This window comes from Sphingomonas tagetis, from assembly GCF_024211275.1.
Lineage (GTDB): Bacteria > Pseudomonadota > Alphaproteobacteria > Sphingomonadales > Sphingomonadaceae > Sphingomonas > Sphingomonas tagetis.
Map to the genome: position 1 here is coordinate 211,074 of NZ_JAMLDX010000004.1, position 16,021 is coordinate 227,094.

The 16,021-nt window shown below is 63.7% G+C and carries 12 protein-coding genes; 10 read left to right on the plus strand and 2 right to left on the minus strand.

The window, feature by feature from the left end:
• Positions 1-32 precede the first annotated feature (32 nt).
• From M9978_RS07475 to M9978_RS07515, 9 genes are all read left to right on the plus strand, one after another.
• The gene (locus M9978_RS07475) at positions 33-902 is read left to right on the plus strand and encodes a fumarylacetoacetate hydrolase family protein (RefSeq protein ID WP_254292376.1); all 870 of its coding nucleotides are present in this window, start codon (positions 33-35) and stop codon (positions 900-902) included.
• A 33-nt stretch (positions 903-935) separates the two neighbouring features.
• Complete coding sequence (locus M9978_RS07480) at positions 936-3,296, plus strand: TonB-dependent receptor (protein WP_254292377.1); 2,361 nt, start codon at positions 936-938, stop codon at positions 3,294-3,296.
• A gap of 62 nt (positions 3,297-3,358) precedes the next feature.
• Entirely contained in the window at positions 3,359-4,204 is an 846-nt protein-coding gene (locus tag M9978_RS07485; RefSeq protein WP_254292378.1) for an alpha/beta hydrolase, read from the plus strand.
• Between the two features lie 23 nt (positions 4,205-4,227).
• Positions 4,228-5,541 (plus strand): family 1 glycosylhydrolase, encoded by a 1,314-nt coding sequence (locus M9978_RS07490; protein ID WP_254292502.1) that lies wholly within the window; start codon positions 4,228-4,230, stop codon positions 5,539-5,541.
• A gap of 68 nt (positions 5,542-5,609) precedes the next feature.
• Positions 5,610-6,083: a hypothetical protein gene (locus tag M9978_RS07495; RefSeq protein WP_254292379.1), complete on the plus strand. Its 474-nt coding sequence runs from the start codon at positions 5,610-5,612 to the stop codon at positions 6,081-6,083.
• A gap of 16 nt (positions 6,084-6,099) precedes the next feature.
• Complete coding sequence (locus M9978_RS07500) at positions 6,100-9,414, plus strand: glycosyl hydrolase (RefSeq protein WP_254292380.1); 3,315 nt, start codon at positions 6,100-6,102, stop codon at positions 9,412-9,414.
• A 342-nt stretch (positions 9,415-9,756) separates the two neighbouring features.
• On the plus strand, positions 9,757-9,921 hold the full coding sequence (locus M9978_RS07505; protein ID WP_254292381.1) for a hypothetical protein: 165 nt from the start codon (positions 9,757-9,759) through the stop codon (positions 9,919-9,921).
• Positions 9,922-9,933: 12 nt separating this feature from the next.
• Complete coding sequence (locus M9978_RS07510) at positions 9,934-10,089, plus strand: hypothetical protein (protein WP_254292382.1); 156 nt, start codon at positions 9,934-9,936, stop codon at positions 10,087-10,089.
• 661 nt (positions 10,090-10,750) lie between these two features.
• Complete coding sequence (locus M9978_RS07515; RefSeq protein WP_254292383.1) at positions 10,751-11,791, plus strand: nucleoside hydrolase; 1,041 nt, start codon at positions 10,751-10,753, stop codon at positions 11,789-11,791.
• Between the two features lie 719 nt (positions 11,792-12,510).
• Here M9978_RS07515 and M9978_RS07520 read toward each other — a convergent pair.
• The gene (locus M9978_RS07520) at positions 12,511-12,936 is read right to left on the minus strand and encodes a nuclear transport factor 2 family protein (RefSeq protein WP_254292385.1); all 426 of its coding nucleotides are present in this window, start codon (positions 12,934-12,936) and stop codon (positions 12,511-12,513) included.
• Positions 12,937-13,281: 345 nt separating this feature from the next.
• Here M9978_RS07520 and M9978_RS07525 point away from each other — a divergent pair, with 345 nt between their 5' ends.
• Positions 13,282-14,976 (plus strand): FAD-dependent oxidoreductase, encoded by a 1,695-nt coding sequence (locus M9978_RS07525; RefSeq protein ID WP_254292387.1) that lies wholly within the window; start codon positions 13,282-13,284, stop codon positions 14,974-14,976.
• A gap of 214 nt (positions 14,977-15,190) precedes the next feature.
• Here the strand turns inward: M9978_RS07525 and M9978_RS07530 are convergent, their stop codons facing one another.
• Positions 15,191-15,955, minus strand: a complete 765-nt coding sequence (locus M9978_RS07530) for an SDR family NAD(P)-dependent oxidoreductase (RefSeq protein ID WP_254292388.1) — start codon at positions 15,953-15,955, stop codon at positions 15,191-15,193.
• Positions 15,956-16,021: the final 66 nt, after the last annotated feature.

Here is a 16,021-nt window from a genome sequence, read left to right on the forward strand (position 1 = left end):
CGATTGCTCGCGGGTGATGCGCGGTACCAAGGATGATCGCCGCTCCGAGCGGCAAGGGAGACAAACACGTGGCACGTTATGCAAGCTTTCTTCTACCCGATGGCAAATCGAGCTTTGGCCGGATCGAGGGTGACAGTCTGGTCGAACTCGCCACGGCCGCGACGCCGAGCCTGAAAGCGGCGCTGACCGAGAGGCGGCTGGCAACACTTGGCGACGGCGCTCGCCATGCGTTGGCCGACATCGTCCTGCTGCCGGTGATCCCCGATCCCGCGAAAATCCTGTGCGTCGGGCTGAACTATGCCGAGCATGTCAAGGAAACCGGCCGCGAGCAGAAGGCGCATCCGGCGATCTTCACACGCTATGCCGACAGCCTGGTCGCCGAAGGTCAGCCGATGGTGAAGCCGACGGCCACGACGCGCTTCGATTACGAAGGCGAATTGGCCGTGATCATCGGCAAGCCCTGTCACAAGGTCGGTGCCGCCGACGCAATGGACCATGTCGCCGGCTTTGCCTGTTTCAACGATGGCAGCGCGCGCGACTGGCAGCGGCACAACATCCAGTTTACCCCGGGCAAGACGTTCCCGGGCACGGGCGGCTTTGGCCCCGCAATGGTAACGGCGGACGAGATCGACGATCTGGGCAGCCAGCGGGTGCAGACCCGCCTGAACGGCGAACTGGTCCAGGATCAGCCCGTCAGCGACATGATCTGGGATATCCCGACCGTCATCGAATATATCAGCGCCTTCACCCCGCTCAATCCGGGCGACGTGATCGCGACCGGCACGCCGGGTGGCGTCGGCGACAAGCGCACGCCGCCCTTGTATATGCAGGCCGGGGACAAAGTCGAAGTGTCGATCGGGACGATCGGGACGCTCGCCAACCGCATCATCGACGAACAATAACAGCAACCATATCAGTCCTGGGGAGGATACATCATGCATCATTTCAAATCGATCGTTGCCGGCCTGGCCGGCGTCAGCATCTTTGCGCTCGCCGGACCGGCGCTGGCACAGGACAGTGCACCAGCGGCCGCTCAGGCCGAGCCAGTTTCGGACGGCACCGAGATCATCGTCACGGCGACGCGCCGCGCGGAGCGGCTGCAGGACGTGCCGCTTGCCGTGTCGGCTGTGACCGCGGATCAGCTGGCGGCGACAGGGTTCAAGGACCTGACGAACATCGCCTACACCTTTTCCGGTGTGCAGTTCGGCACGACGCCGAATGACGCTGGCTTCCGCGTACGCGGTGTCGGCACGCTGGGCGGGTTCAGCAGCGCGTCCGAAGCGCCGGTCGGCCTGGTCGTCGATAACGTCGTGATCGGTTTCGGCAGCCCCGTGAACAGCTTGGGCGATCTTGAGCGGATCGAGGTGCTCAAGGGGCCGCAGGGCACGCAGTTCGGTAAGAACGCGTCGTCGGGCGTCATCAACATCACCACCAAGCGGCCCGAACTGGGCGCGTTCGGCGGGAACATCTTCGCGTCCTACGCATCGCTCAACGAGCGGGATATCCATGGTGCCGTCAACCTGCCACTCGGCAAGAAGGCGGCGCTCAACATCTTCGCTTTCGACCGTGCCTATGACGGGTTCATCCGCAATACCGTGCGCAACGAGGAGTGGGGCGGCCAGCACAATTACGGCGCGCGCGCCAAGCTGCTGTTCGAGGCATCCGACGCCTTCTCGGTCTATCTGATCGGTGACTATTCGCGGCAGAAGCAGGATGGCCCGACCCAGACCTGGACGCTGAACCGGCTGACGGCGGCGCAAACGGCGCCGGGCGGCATCGCCGGTCTGCCGTTCGTGAACCCGGCCGCGCTGGGCGTTGCCTTCGGTCGGCACAATGACGTGTCGATCGAGGATGGCGCCGGTTCGTACGATGTGGAGAATTACGGTGCTTCGCTGCAGATGGACCTGGAGCTGGGCAGCCATACGCTGACCTCGGTCACCGCCTATCGTGAGTTCAACGAAGCGCCATACACCTATGCGATCGACGGGCTGCCCTATCAGAAGTTCTTCGCCAAGGCGACGGGTGAGACCAAGCGCTTCTATTCGCAGGAACTGCGCATCACCTCGCCCTCGGGCCGGGCGCTTGAATATATCGCGGGCGTCTTCCTGTCGCGGCAGAAGACCGGACTTGGCGACGGACAGAGCGCGCTGCTGCGACCGGCATTGCCGTACAGCGCCTTCCCCGCGGTTTCGATCACGGCGGGCTACAACATCACCCGCACGACGTCGGACAGCGCTGCGCTGTTCTTCGACGGCAAATACCATCTGACCGATACGCTCAGACTGATCGGCGGGGGACGCCTCACGCGCGACAAGGTCAGCGCCAGCAACTTCTCCTATGTCGATCCGGCTCTGCCGCCGTTCGTCCCGCCGATGCCGTCGAACAACTTCACGCCATCGGGCACGGTGCCTTACACGGCCCGTACGCTTCAGACCGGTGAGGCGAAAAAGACGGACTTTTCGGGTCGCGCCGGATTGGAGTTCAAGCCTGACCGCGATCTGCTGTTCTATGCCACCTACGCCCGTGGTTATCTTGGCCCGACCGTCACCTTCTCGGCGCTGACCGGCACGCGCAGCCAGGTCGCACCGCAGATCGTCAACGACGTGACCGCCGGTGCCAAGATGCAGTTCCTCAACCGCACGCTGACCGTCAACATCAACGCCTTCTGGGACAAGTACAAGGATCTCCAGACGTCGGTCTTCAACGGTCAGGAATTCCTGACCGAAAACGCCGGCAGCGCTGAAGTGAAGGGGTTCGAGCTGGAACTGGTGGCGCGTCCCGGTGCGGGCTTCTCGGCCAATGCGTCCTTCACCTATTCGGATGCCAAATTCACCGATTATCTGACGGCCTGCCCGACGGTATTCGTGGTCGAAGGTACGGCCGCGGCCCAGTGCAATGCGCCCGGTTCTACCGCGGCGACGCCGCTGTATCAGGCGGCCGGCAACGTGCTGCCCGGTTCGCCGAAGTACAGCGCGGTGGTCGGCGTGAACTGGGAACGTCCACTGACCGACAGCATCATGTTCGATGCGGCGGCCAACCTGTCCTTCCGCAGCAAGACGCAGAATGCCGTGGCTGATCGATACACGATTCAGGAAGCCTATGAGATCGTGAATCTGAACGTGGGGATCGGCGACACCGATGGGGCATGGCGCGTCGGCGCGTTCGTCCGCAACCTGTTCAACGTCGATTTCAATTCGGCCATCCTGGGCCTGCCGTTCTCCGATGGCGGCTATGTCAACTGGCGCAGCCGTGAGGCCAGGCGGACGATTGGCCTCTCGCTGGAAGGCCGTTTCTGATCGACGGGCGGGGGAGGACAACCTCTCCCGCGAGGTCGGAACGGGCCGATGGAGAGCGTTGCATGACGATTGCCAGACGCATTGCCGAACTGGGCCACGCGCTTGGGCCAGACGTGCTGACGGCAACGCGCGGCCTGTTCGATGCGGTACAGGCTGCCATCGCGCACGATCTAACGCCGCATGGCCGCGACCTTGCCTACGGGCCCGATCCGCGGCATCGGCTGGATATCTATCGCCCTGCCGGAGCGAAACCCGCGCCGATCCTGGTCTTCGTGCATGGCGGCGGGTTCATGAAGGGGGACAAGGGCGACGCGGGCAGCTGGGCGAACGCCAATGTCGGGCGCATGGCGGCGCGGGCCGGGTTGGTCGGTGTCGTCATCAATTATCGGCTCGCCCCCGATCACCAATGGCCCGCCGGCGCTGAAGATGTCGGGGCCGCCGTCGCCTGGCTCAAGCTTCACGCGGCCGAATATGGCGGGGATGCCGACCGCATCGTTCTGGCCGGCACCTCTGCGGGCGCGGTGCACGTCGCCGGATTTCTGGCGAGCGGGGGCGAGAGCGAGCTGCGCGCGGCGATCCTGATGTCGGGGCTCTATGGGTACACGCCGCTCGAGCCGCGCGACGTGCCCTATTATGGGGACGCCGCGCGCTATCCGAGCCGCATGCCGATGGCGGCGGTCACCGCGACGAAGCTCCCGCTGCTGGTTGCGTGCGCCGAGTTCGATCCGCCACGATTTCAGGCGGAGTTTCTGGGCGTCATACAAGCTCGGCTTACGGCCCATGGGGCGATGCCCCGGACGATCGTGCAGCCCGGGCACAATCACTATTCGATGACCTTGCATCTCGGCACGCAGGACCGGCGCCTGGCCGACGAGATTTGCGCTTTCGTAGAGGAACACGCCGCATGACCGACCGAAACCTGAATGGCGCAGTGATGAACCGCCGATCCTTTCTGGCGACCAGCGCCGGTGCGATAGCGACGCCGGCCATCGGTTTGGATCCGGCCGCAGCGGCGACCCCGGCTTTTCCGCGAGGATTCTTGTGGGGTGCGGCGACCGCCGGTCATCAGGTCGAGGGCAACAACACCAACAGCGACCAGTGGCTGCTGGAGAATGTCACCCCGACGATCACGGGTGAGCGCTCCGGCGATGCGGTGAACAGCCTTGAGCGGTGGGCCGACGATCTCGATCTGGTCAAGTCGATCGGCCTGAACAGCTATCGCTTCAGCCTGGAATGGTCACGCATCGAACCGGACCAGGGTCAGTTTTCACTGGCCATGCTGGATCATTACAAGGCGATGGTCGATGGCTGTCGCGCACGTGGCATCACGCCGGTGTTGAGTTTCAATCACTTCGCCACGCCGCGCTGGTTTGCGGCGCAGGGCGGTTGGCTTCATCCACAATCGCCGGCGCTGTTCGCGCGCTTCTGCGAGCGCGCCGCGCGCCACCTTGCCGCAGGTGTCGAGATGGCGACGACGTTGAACGAACCGAATATCGGGAAGATACTGTCGATCGTGCTGCCGCCGCAGTTCGTCGGCGGTTTGCGCGCCAACCTTGCCGCTGCCGCGCGCGCCGCCAACGTTCCCAAGTTCGTCGTCGCCAACACGGTGCCGCCGGAAGACGTTCCGCTGCTCACCGCCAATATGGTGAAGGGGCACAAGGCAGCGCGCGACGCGATCAAGGGCGTACGGCCCGACCTCCCGGTAGGCGTCACGCTGGCGGTGGCGGACGATCAGGCGGTGGGGGCCAACAGCCTTCGCGATGCCAAGCGAGCCGAACTGCACGGCGATTGGCTCGCCGCCGTGAAGGGCGACGACTTTGTCGGCGTGCAGAATTACGAGCGCTTTTTGTGGGACGACAAGGGCCTGGTTGCGCCGCCTTCTGGCGGGCCGCGCAACTTCCGCGGTGCGGAGGTCTACCCTCCGTCGCTGGCGGGCGCCGTCCGCTATATCCATGAGGCGACTGGCCGACCGATATTGGTCAGCGAACATGGCGTCGGCACCGCTGACGACCGCATTCGCGCGGCTTTGATTCCCGCTGCGCTCAAGGGGCTGAAGGTCGCGATGGATGAGGGCGTGCCGGTCAAGGGCTATATCCATTGGTCGCTGCTCGACAATTACGAATGGGGCAGCGGGTTCGACGAAGCCAGGTTCGGCCTGTGCAGCGTCGATCGCACGACCTGGAAACGCACGCCCAAGCCGAGCGCCGGGATCCTCGGCACGATCGCGCGTCGCAACGCGTTGTGAGGCGTCTGCCGATTACGGACGGACGGCCGGGCTTGGCGCTCGATCGACGCCTCGAGGTGCACGAGGCGATGACTGGCAGGTACGGGCGCTATATCCTGACCGAAGCGACGGTCAGTGCGGTGATCAACGCGGTGCTGAGCATCCTGTTCGTCGTCGCGCTGTTCCTTGGCGAACGGGAGGTGGCCGTGCGCGCGCTGATCGCCGACGCGCTGCCGCAAAGCTTCATGGTCGCGCTGATGGCGGCGCTGGTCCCGACGCTGCTGACGCAACGGCGATTGCGCCGCGGCTCGATCCCCGGCGCGCCGCGGTTCCTGCCACCGCGCCGCCACCCGCTGGTCGGCGCGCTGCTGACTGCGCTGGGGGTGACGGCGGTCGCCTTTGTGGCGCACCGATTGCTATTGCCGGCGCTGCTGCCCGCCACCTTGCCATTTGCGACGCTGCTGGCAGGGAAGGCGGTCTATGGCGCGCTGCTCGGTGCCGGCGTGACGGCCTTCGCGCTGCGCCGCCTATTTGCCGGCGATGGCGCGCCGTTGAAGATTTGACCGTAAGGAACTGCCGATGACGTCGTGGAAAGCCCGTTTTGCCCTGCTGCTCGCCTGCTCTGTGCTGGGTGCGCCGGCGCTCGCGGACGAACTGGCCGACGGGTTTCAGGCGCCGCCCCAGACCGCGCGCCCGCGGGTGTGGTGGCATTGGCTGAACGGCAACATCAGCAAGGACGGGATCGACAAGGATCTGGCGTGGCTGGCGAGCATCGGAATCGGTGGCGTCCAGAACTTCGATGCCAATCTGCAGACGCCGCAAATCGTCCCCGAGCGGCTGATCTATATGACGGACGGGTGGAAGGACGCGTTCCGCCACGCGGTGCGCACAGCCGACGCCAAGGGGCTTGAGTTCACGATCGCCGCATCGCCGGGCTGGAGCGAGACGGGCGGCCCATGGGTCAAGCCGGAAGACGGCATGAAGAAGCTGGTCTGGGCTGAGGCCGAGTTGCGCGGCGGGCAACGCCGCGCCGCGCCGCTGCCCATGCCGCCCTCGACGATCGGCGCGTTCCAGAGTGCCGGCTCGAGCGAGGCCCATGACGGCTTTCAGGAAAAGACCGCGCCGCTGTATCGCGACGCGCGGGTGCTGGCCTATCCTATGCGGGCGGCCAGTTTGCCGCGCGCAACGATCAGCCAGACCGGCGACGGCACGGTGGCGTCGGATGCCCTGAGCGATGGCGATCTGTCGACGACGGCAGCGGTTTCGGTCGACAGCGATGCGCAGCCGGGCGCACTGCTGCTCGATTACGGCAAGCCGGTGACGGTGCGCGCCGCGACTCTATTCGTTCCCAATGCCCGCCCGCCGTTTCGCGAACCGATGTATCAGCCCGTGCTGGAGGTCGAGCGGGATGGCCGCTGGACGCGGTTGGGCGATTTCAGGCTGGGTGAGGCGAGCACCACGATCGGCTTCGAGGCGGTCACCGCGCGGCGCTTTCGGCTGGTCATCGCGCCAAATCGCGGCGTGCAGCCGGCCGGGCTGAGCAACGGCGCGCCCGGTGCCATCGTCGTGGACATCTTTGCGCAACCCAAGTCGCCGACGCTGGCGATCGGGGAGTTCAGGCTGCATGCCGAGCCGCGCATCGACCAGTTCGAGGCGAAGGCCGGTTACACCATCCTGTCCGATTATGCGGGGCTTGCGACCGCAGGCGACGGCGATGCGGTCGATCCGGCCAAGGTCCTCGACGTGACCGAGCATCTGCGGAGCGACGGTACGCTCGACTGGACGCCGCCCAAGGGCAGCGACTGGCGCATCGTGCGGCTGGGCTGGTCGCTGACCGGCAAGACCAATCATCCCGCCACGCCCGAAGCGACTGGACTTGAGGTCGACAAATATGATGCCGGCGCAGTGCGCCGCTACATGGAAACCTATATCGGCATGTATCGCGACGCCGTCGGTTCCAACTGGATCGGACGTCGCGGCATCCGCGCGCTGGTAACCGACAGCATCGAGGTTGGCGCGTCCAACTGGACGCCGCGCATGATCGAGGAGTTCAAGGCGCGGCGTGGCTATGATCCGGTCCCGTTCCTGCCGACGCTGACCGGCACGGTTGTCGGTTCACGCGCGCGCAGCGACGCCTTTCTGCACGACTACCGTCAGACGCTGGCAGATCTGCTGGCCGACGCCCATTACGGCACGATCGCCAAGGTGGCGCACGAGAACGGCATGATCGTCTACGGCGAGGCGCTCGAAAACGGGCGTCCGGTCCTGGGCGATGACCTCGCAATGCGGTCACACGCCGACGTGCCGATGGCCGCCCTGTGGAGCTTTGGCCGCAGCGAAGCACCCCGGCCGACCTTGCTCGGCGACATGAAGGGGGCGGCGTCGGTCGCGCATGTCTACGGCCAGAACATCGTCTCGGCCGAATCGATGACATCGGCCTTTGCGCCCTGGGCGTTCGCGCCGGCGGACCTCAAGCGCATCATCGACCTGGAGTTCGCATCGGGCGTCAATCGCCCGATCGTGCATACATCGGTGCATTCGCCTGTCGATGACAAGGAACCGGGGCTCAGCCTGCTGATCTTCGGCCAGTATTTCAATCGGCATGAAAGCTGGGCCGGCATGGCCAAGCCATGGGTCGATTACATGTCGCGCACTGGCTATCTGCTTCAGCAGGGGCGCGATCATGCCGATATCGCCTATTTTTATGGCGAAGACGCGCCGATCACCGCGCTGTTCGAACGGGGCGTGCCGACCGATCTGCCAGTCCGCTATGCCTATGACTTCGTGAACGCCGACATCCTCGCCAACCGGATGAAGGTCGATAATGGCGAGCTGGTGGCAGGCACCGCCCGCTATCGCGCGCTGTATCTGGGTGGACCGAGCCGCGTGATGACGCTTGCGACGCTGCGACGGATCGCGGCGCTGGTAGAGGCGGGCGCCACCGTGATCGGCGAAGCGCCGCAGCGTTCGCCGGGACTTCAGGACGACCCGGCGGCGTTCAAGGCGCTGGCCGATCGCCTGTGGGCCGGCGGAGCGGTCGGCAAGGGGCGCGTAATTGCGGGACGGGATGTCGAGGCCGGATTGAACCAAGCGGGTGTCCGTCCGGACCTCGCCATCGTCGCAGGCGCGGCCGACACCGACTATCGCTTCGTGCACCGCAAGCTGGACGACGGCGATCTCTATTTCGTGAACAATCGCACGAGCAGGTCGGGGCGAATCGAAATGCGTTTGCGCGTTGCGGGCAAGCAGCCCGAGCTGTGGCGGGCGATGGACGGGTCGCTCGCGCCGCTGTCGTATCGGATCGAGGGCGGGGAGACGATCGTGTCGCTCGACGTCGGCGCGGAGGATGCGTTCTTCGTCGTGTTCCGCAAGCCCGCAACTGCGCCATCGGCAGTGGTGACGCCGCGGCCGCTGCGTGAAGCGGCGCGCCTAACCGATGCATGGTCGGTCACGTTCCAGCCGGGGCGGGGCGCGCCCGTCGGCCTTGCCATGCCGGTGTTGCAGCCGCTGGAAACGAACGCGAATACCGGCATCCGCTATTTCTCGGGCGCCGCGACCTATCGCTCGACGTTCACGATGCCCAAGGCGGCAGGTTTGGGCCGAAAGCTGTTCCTCGACCTCGGCAAGGTAGGCGACGTGGCCGAAGTGCGGATCAACGGGCAACTCGCCGGCGCCAGCTGGTTCGCGCCCTATCGGCTCGATATCGGCAAATGGGTAAAGCCCGGCATCAACAAGCTGGAGGTCAAGGTGGCCAATCTGTGGGTCAACCGCCTAATCGGGGACCAACAGCCCGATGCGAAGAAGGTGACCTTCGTCGCCGCCCCGACCTATCGTCCGGACGCGCCGTTGCGCGCATCCGGCCTGATCGGTCCCGTGACGCTTATAACGGAGTGACCACCGGAGTTAGTCGCTTGCAGCGCGATGATTGCGCCAATGGGATCAGTCCTGCGCGATCAACGCGTCGGGCAGCGCCTGCGCGATCCCGGTCAGCGATCCATCGCGAAGATGCCGAACACGCAGCGATCTGCTGTAAGAACGTGCCGCGCACCGCCGGGAGGACCCATGGCTCGGCCTGCACTTCGTCGAGCGAGATCGCGTCAACGTTGAGACGATGGTCGTTGGCCCCGACTAGGCTCATGACCTATCAAATTGCTGCAAGTGCAGCAGCCCGTCAATTCAATGGCGGTGCGAGGAGGCGTTGCGATGATTGATCTGATCTGATTGTAGGAGCAGCAGATGCGCGGGATCGAGCCGCATTTCCGCTCCCGCACGAGGTGCCACGGGTTGATGGCACCGGATCACCAGCGGGATTGTTTTCGCGATCACGAACGGCTCCAGTGGCGCGATGCGCGTGCCGAGTACGGGCCGTCGAAGACGATCTATAATCGGTTCATCCGCTGAACCCGCCTTGTCTTGTTCAACAGAATCTTCGCAGGTCTCGCGGGGCAGGGCGGCAAGCCCGACCAGTTGATGATCGATGCGACCTATTTAAAAGGCACATCGGACGGCGGCGAGCTGCTCAAAAAAAGGGCCTGTCCCCGACGTATCAGACTTGCAAAGGCGGTATGAAGTCCAGCTCCGTGCCGTCTAAGATGGCAAGGATAGGCTACTTGTCATGCTGCTGAGCGAAGGGCAGAGGAGCTACACAAAGCGGCCACTCTTATTATCGACGCCCTGACCAGGGCCAAAACGCTGTCGGAGCGACGGGGACTATGACGCAGACTGGTTCTGGCTCAATCAGTGAGTCCTGATGCTAGCCAGCCGTTTTTCGCATCTTAGCCGCGGTGTCATTTGCGATGGGCGCGGCGTTCGCGGCAATCGGCGAATGGAAAATTGCTCGCGGATATTTGGGGAATCGGGCGTCGTCCCCGCCCTGGTTACCCGGGGTTAAGGCTTCACTGCCGATCGATCGTGCGGGCGGGGCGGGCGAGACCTCTCAGGCGTTAAAGCGGCGCCGGTTGCTGCAACGCAAGCGGAGCTCCGCAATGGGCGGAGTAGGGCGAGCGCGGGGGCAGCGGCTGCATTGAGCTGCCGTTGCCTTCAGGAAAATGGTTCGGATCCATAGCTCGGTGGCGACCATGCAGGCTGTTTCGGGTAATCGCCCTGAAAGGTGAAACTCACGCACGGGCATCTATAGCAACAGCCTATACTGTCCAAAAGATCCGCGATTTTACCTGTCGCTAGTGGTGGGGTACGATAGGACACTCACGGAGGTAAGGATGCCTGCATTGTGCTGACCAACATCGATCGACGCCATTTTATCAGCGCCGCCGGTGCGCTCGCTGTAAGCCTCGCGACGCACGCTGACGCCAAATCCCTCCGGCAGGCGTCCGTGGCCCGTGTCATTATCGACAATGATTTCGCGGGCGACCCCGATGGGCTATTTCAACTGGCCCACCACCTGCTTTGCCCCGCAGTCAAAATTCCGGTCATCATCGGCTCGCATCTTCCCGCGCACTTCGGCGGCCCCCAATCCGCCAGCCAAGGCAGCGCCAAGGCGCGGGAACTGCTGAAGCTGATGAACATGGAAAGCATTCACTCGCCAATTGCCGGATCGCAGGTGCCGCTTGCCTCTCGGGATCAAGGAAAGCCCGGCCTTGCCACTGCGGCAATCGTGCGCGAGGCGATGCGGGATGATGCGCGCGAACCGCTGTTCTATGCCGCAGGAGCCGGGCTGACAGACCTTGCACTGGCATGCCTCGCCGAGCCTCGTATTGCGCGTCGTATGAAACTGATCTGGATCGGTGGTCGCGAACACTCGGACCTTGCCTATCCGCCGCCCGGCCCGGCGGAAGCCGAATTTAATTTCGCGATCGACCCGATCGCCGCGAAGGTGATCTTCAACGAGTCTGACATCGAAATCTGGCAAGTCCCTCGCAACGCCTACCGCCAACTGCTGTTCAGCAGCGCCGAGATTAAGGATATAGCCGCCGCCGGACCTTTGGGACGCTATCTTAAATCCGAGCTGGATGGGATGGTCGCGAAGCTGGGGAGCATACCTGGTTTCCCTCAGCTTCCGCTTACCGAAGCCTCGGTAATGGGCGACAGTCCGCTCGTGACGCTTACCGCGCTCGTGCCGCCGATTCAGCCAGATCCTTCGTCAAGCAGCTATAAGGTGATCCCCACGCCTCGTCTGATGAATGACGGTACGTATCAAGACGCTCCGAATGGTCGCCCGATGCGGGTCTATACGTCGATTGATTCAGGCCTCACTCTTAGGGACATGGTAAGCCGATTCAGGCGCTGGGACGCAGCAGCGCCCGATGGATGATTCCGCAAGATCCCGATAATCCGCTCCTCGGTAAACCTGCTGCGCTTCATCTTCGTCCACCTTTGTGAAGGACTCCAGCTCAGACTGGCGGAGTTTCAGGGGCGCACGTCAAGGCAGGTCAAACAGAATAGCTGGTGACGCAGACATCCTCTGGGAAAAACAACATTCCGCGGGGGTGGAACTACGCACTCGAGATGGCGCGGCCCTGGCGGGAGGTTGTCGCCGCGGCTGGCTGCCCCCCTAGACCATCCCATTTTCGCTGCGGCACAGTTTGATCTTGCGCGGCTTTCGCGAGGGTCGCGGATCCGCCTGGCTCGTGGAAGCAAGGTTGCATCGCCGCCGACTCACTAGGCGACCCCGCCTTTTCGCGCCTTGAAGCTCGGCGTTGCCGCCATCCACTTTACGCAGATCCTGCCCGAAGTGCTTGGACTGAAAGCGACCGGTAAGGTGCGCGCGGCAACGTTGTACTAAATCCCAGCCGACGTCTTTTCTCGATCGTCTTTTCTAAAGCTTGACCAAGAAGTCGGGGCCTTTCGGCTGTGGATGCAACCGCGGCTCGTCCTCCGAGCGCCGTTGCGCCCGTCAATCCTGCCAGCGCCGGGTGACGCGCTGGCAGGATCGCATGTCGGGGTGGCCGCGCCGCGTATACTGACGGAACCGGGCGATCCTCGTGCATAGGGCGCCCTTGGTACCACAGTTCGACGCCTATGGTGCGACCTTCACCCAACGGTGGAGCCATCCTTGCGGGTCAGCGTGCCGCCCATCAGCGCCGTTTCGATCTGTAGCGTGTCGGCATATTCGACAAGCTTGGTAATCTCACCATTCGCGACTGTAATGTGGAAGCAGAAGGTCTGATCGTAGGTGCCGTAGCCGCCTTTGCAGAGTCCCGTGGCGATGATGACCCCTCGATCGCCCTCCACGACGATATCGGTGGTAGTAAACCTAGGCAGTCCGTTGGCGAACAGCGGGCCGACCGCCTCCATAAACTCGGTGAAAAGCGCGGCCTTCGGCGCATATTTCTTTGAAATCGGCGTTTTGCCGCTGACGGTGTAGCTGCCCTCTTCGGCGAACAGTTCCAGCGCGGCCGGGAAGTTACCCTCGACCAGCAAGGTCCAATAACGCTCGATCACTTCCCGCGTGCTCATCGTTTGCTCTCCTCTGCCTGCCGTCGATCACACGCGCCGCGCGCGCTCAGGCTGCGCGACCTACTTATTTATAACTGAGACTAAATCCACTGGTTTTTTGTAGACAGACTGCGCAGGCGGCAATCGAGGTTCGGCATTTCGTGCCGAGCGGCGAGGCGTGTCCGATGGACGCCCATCATTGCCGCCAATCGATCACCTTCTTGCTTGCGTTCCGAAATGGTATAATCCAATATAAGATTCAGTACGTCCCCTGACGCGACCGCGAATAACTACGGCGGTCAGGTGGCGCGGCGAATGGCGAGTATTACATCGCGCGAGAGCCAAAAGGCCGCTGGGAGAGGAATGATGGAATACGACGTGGTAGTTGTAGGCTCGGGTGCTGGCGGGCTAACGACGGCGTTCACCGCTGCCAAGAGTGGCCTGAGCGTTTTGGTGCTCGAGGCGTCGGACCTTTACGGCGGAACATCGGCTTATTCTGGCGGCGGCGTGTGGATTCCGGGCAGCAAGCATCAGAAGGCACTCGGCATCTCCGACAGCAAGGAAAAAGCGCGCAAGTATATTCAGGCTTTGCTGGGCAACTATTACCAGAGCGAGCGAATCGAAGCCTATCTCGATAACGTCAATCCGATGCTGGAGTTTGTGGAAGGCGAAGGCTGGGTTCGCCTGGTCGGCGTGCCCATGCCCGATTATGAACCCGAACTGGAGGGGGCTGGGATCGGACGGACGCACATGACGGCCGATTTCGACGGCAATCTGCTCGGCGCGGATTTCGACAGCATCCGTCCACCTATCCAGGAGGCGGGTCTGTTCCACAGCATGCAGATCGCGCCTTACGACGCGGTGCGTATGGGCGCATGGAGCCGCTCGCTTGCCAATGCGATGTTCGCCATCGGCCGTGTATCCGAATATGCCTGGGATCGACTTCGCGGCCGCCGGGGCCGGCGGATGGTGAACGGCAATGCGCTGGTCGGTCAGTTGTTCAAATCGGCGCGCGATGCCGGTGCCGAATTCTGGAACCGGTCTCGGGCAAAGGAGCTCGTGCGTGAGAACGGCCGCATCGCCCAGGTGCTGGTCGAGCGTAACGGCAAGATCGTCCCGGTTCGCGCGCGCGTCGGCGTCATGCTCGCGTCGGGCGGATACAGCGCGAACGACGATATGCGGCGCAATTTGTTACCACAGGCATCGCAAGGGTGGTCGCTGCAGCCGGAAACCAATGTCGGCGACGGTATCGCGATGGGCGTTCAGGCGGGCGGCAAGCATCAGACCGACAATGCAAGCAATGGGATCTGGGTGCCGTCCTCATCGTTCCCGCGCAACGACGGCACGATTGCCAGATTCCCGTCGCTGTTTTTCGACCGGCACTGTCCCGGGTCGCTCATGGTGGACGCTCGCAGCGGCAAGCGGTTCGTCGACGAGGCGATCAACTATCAGTCATTTGGCGAGATAGCGCACAGCAAGGGCGTCGGAAAGGTCTGGATGATTTCCGAAGCGCCGGCGGTCGCAAAGTATGGGATCGGCATGGTTAAGCCGAAGCCCTTCTCGCCCCGGCCCTGGGTCAAGCGGGGCTATATCTTCGAGGCACCTACGATCACCGCGCTGGCGGAGAAGATCGGATTGGATCCAGCCGTGCTGACTCGCACCGTCGAGGACTTCAATGAACATGCCGCCCGGGGCGAGTGCCCTGAGTTCAAGCGCGGCTACAGTTCGATCTCGGCCTTCATGGGCGATCCCGCACACGGGCCCAATCCGACGCTGGGGCCGGTCCGGACCGGCCCGTTCTACGCGCTGGAGGTGCGGGTCAGCACACTGAGTTCGCTGAGCGGGCTGGAGGTCAACGCGTCTGCACAGGTGCTCGACGAAGACTGTGCGCCGATCCCCGGCCTCTATGCCACGGGGGTCGACAGCAACCACGTATTCCGCGGCCGTTATCCCGGTGGCGGCGTCAGCCTGGGCCCGGCGATGACGTTCGGGTATATCGCGGCAAGAGAAATGGCGCGGCAGGCACAGACCCTGCCGGCGGCGCAAGCTGCGGTTGGCTGATCAGTTCCAGTGACCTGCCGACCGGGAGGGTGCCATCCGCGCTGCCTTCCTGCCGCAGGCCGGATCGCAACCCCGCAGGCCGGCACGCCTGCAACGTCGCCGGCGCGTCAAGCGGGAAGGCATGCAGCGTTACATGCCTTCCTGACTGGATCACGATCACATCGGCGTTCACCGCGACCGGCTTTCCATATCAGCCAGCCCCGCTGCAGCGCCGCTACCAGGCAGTCATCCCGCCATCGACCGGAAGATTGACACCGGTGATGTAAGAACTCTCGTCGGAGGCAAGAAAGAGCGCCGTTGCGATGATTTCTTCCGGCTGCGCCACGCGGCCAAGCATTATTTTTGCGAGAAGCGGTTCCGCCAGACGCTGCTCAGCCAGCAAAGGCACGGTCTGGTGCGTTTGCGTCAGGCCGGGCGAGATACTGTTTACGCGGATACCCTGGTGACGGCCCTCTGCCGCCATCTGCCGGGTCATGGCGATCACGCCGCCCTTGGCGGCGGCATGCGCCACTGAGGGTAATGTCGCATAGCCGAGCATGCCACAGGTCGACCCGACATTGACGATGCAGCCGCCCCGTTCACTCAGGTGCGGCCAAGCCGCCCGGGTGAGCAGGAACGCCAGATTCAACTCCTGATCGATAGTCTTCGACCAAGAGTCGATGCCGATCGACTCCATCGGCTCGAAATAGGCCATCGCCGCGTTGTTATAGAGCACGTCGATCCGCCCATAGGATGCGATGGCAAGTTCGACCAGCGCCGCGCAATCATCCTCCCGGGTCAGATCGCAGGGCGCGATTGACGTCATCTCGCCTCCCGCCGCCCTGACCAGCGCGGTTGTCTCCGCGTCCTGCTCCACATTGATGTCACAGCCGACGATCTTGCCGCCCTGCTTCGCGAACTGCAACGCGGCGACACGCCCCATGCTGCCCCCGGTCCCCGTAATGACGCAGACCTTCCCTGCCAATCGTTCCTCCGACATTTGAAGCTCCTTGCATGTGTTTCGGGGCGCGGCGCGCCCGCCGCGGCGACATTGTGCGGGCGCCGA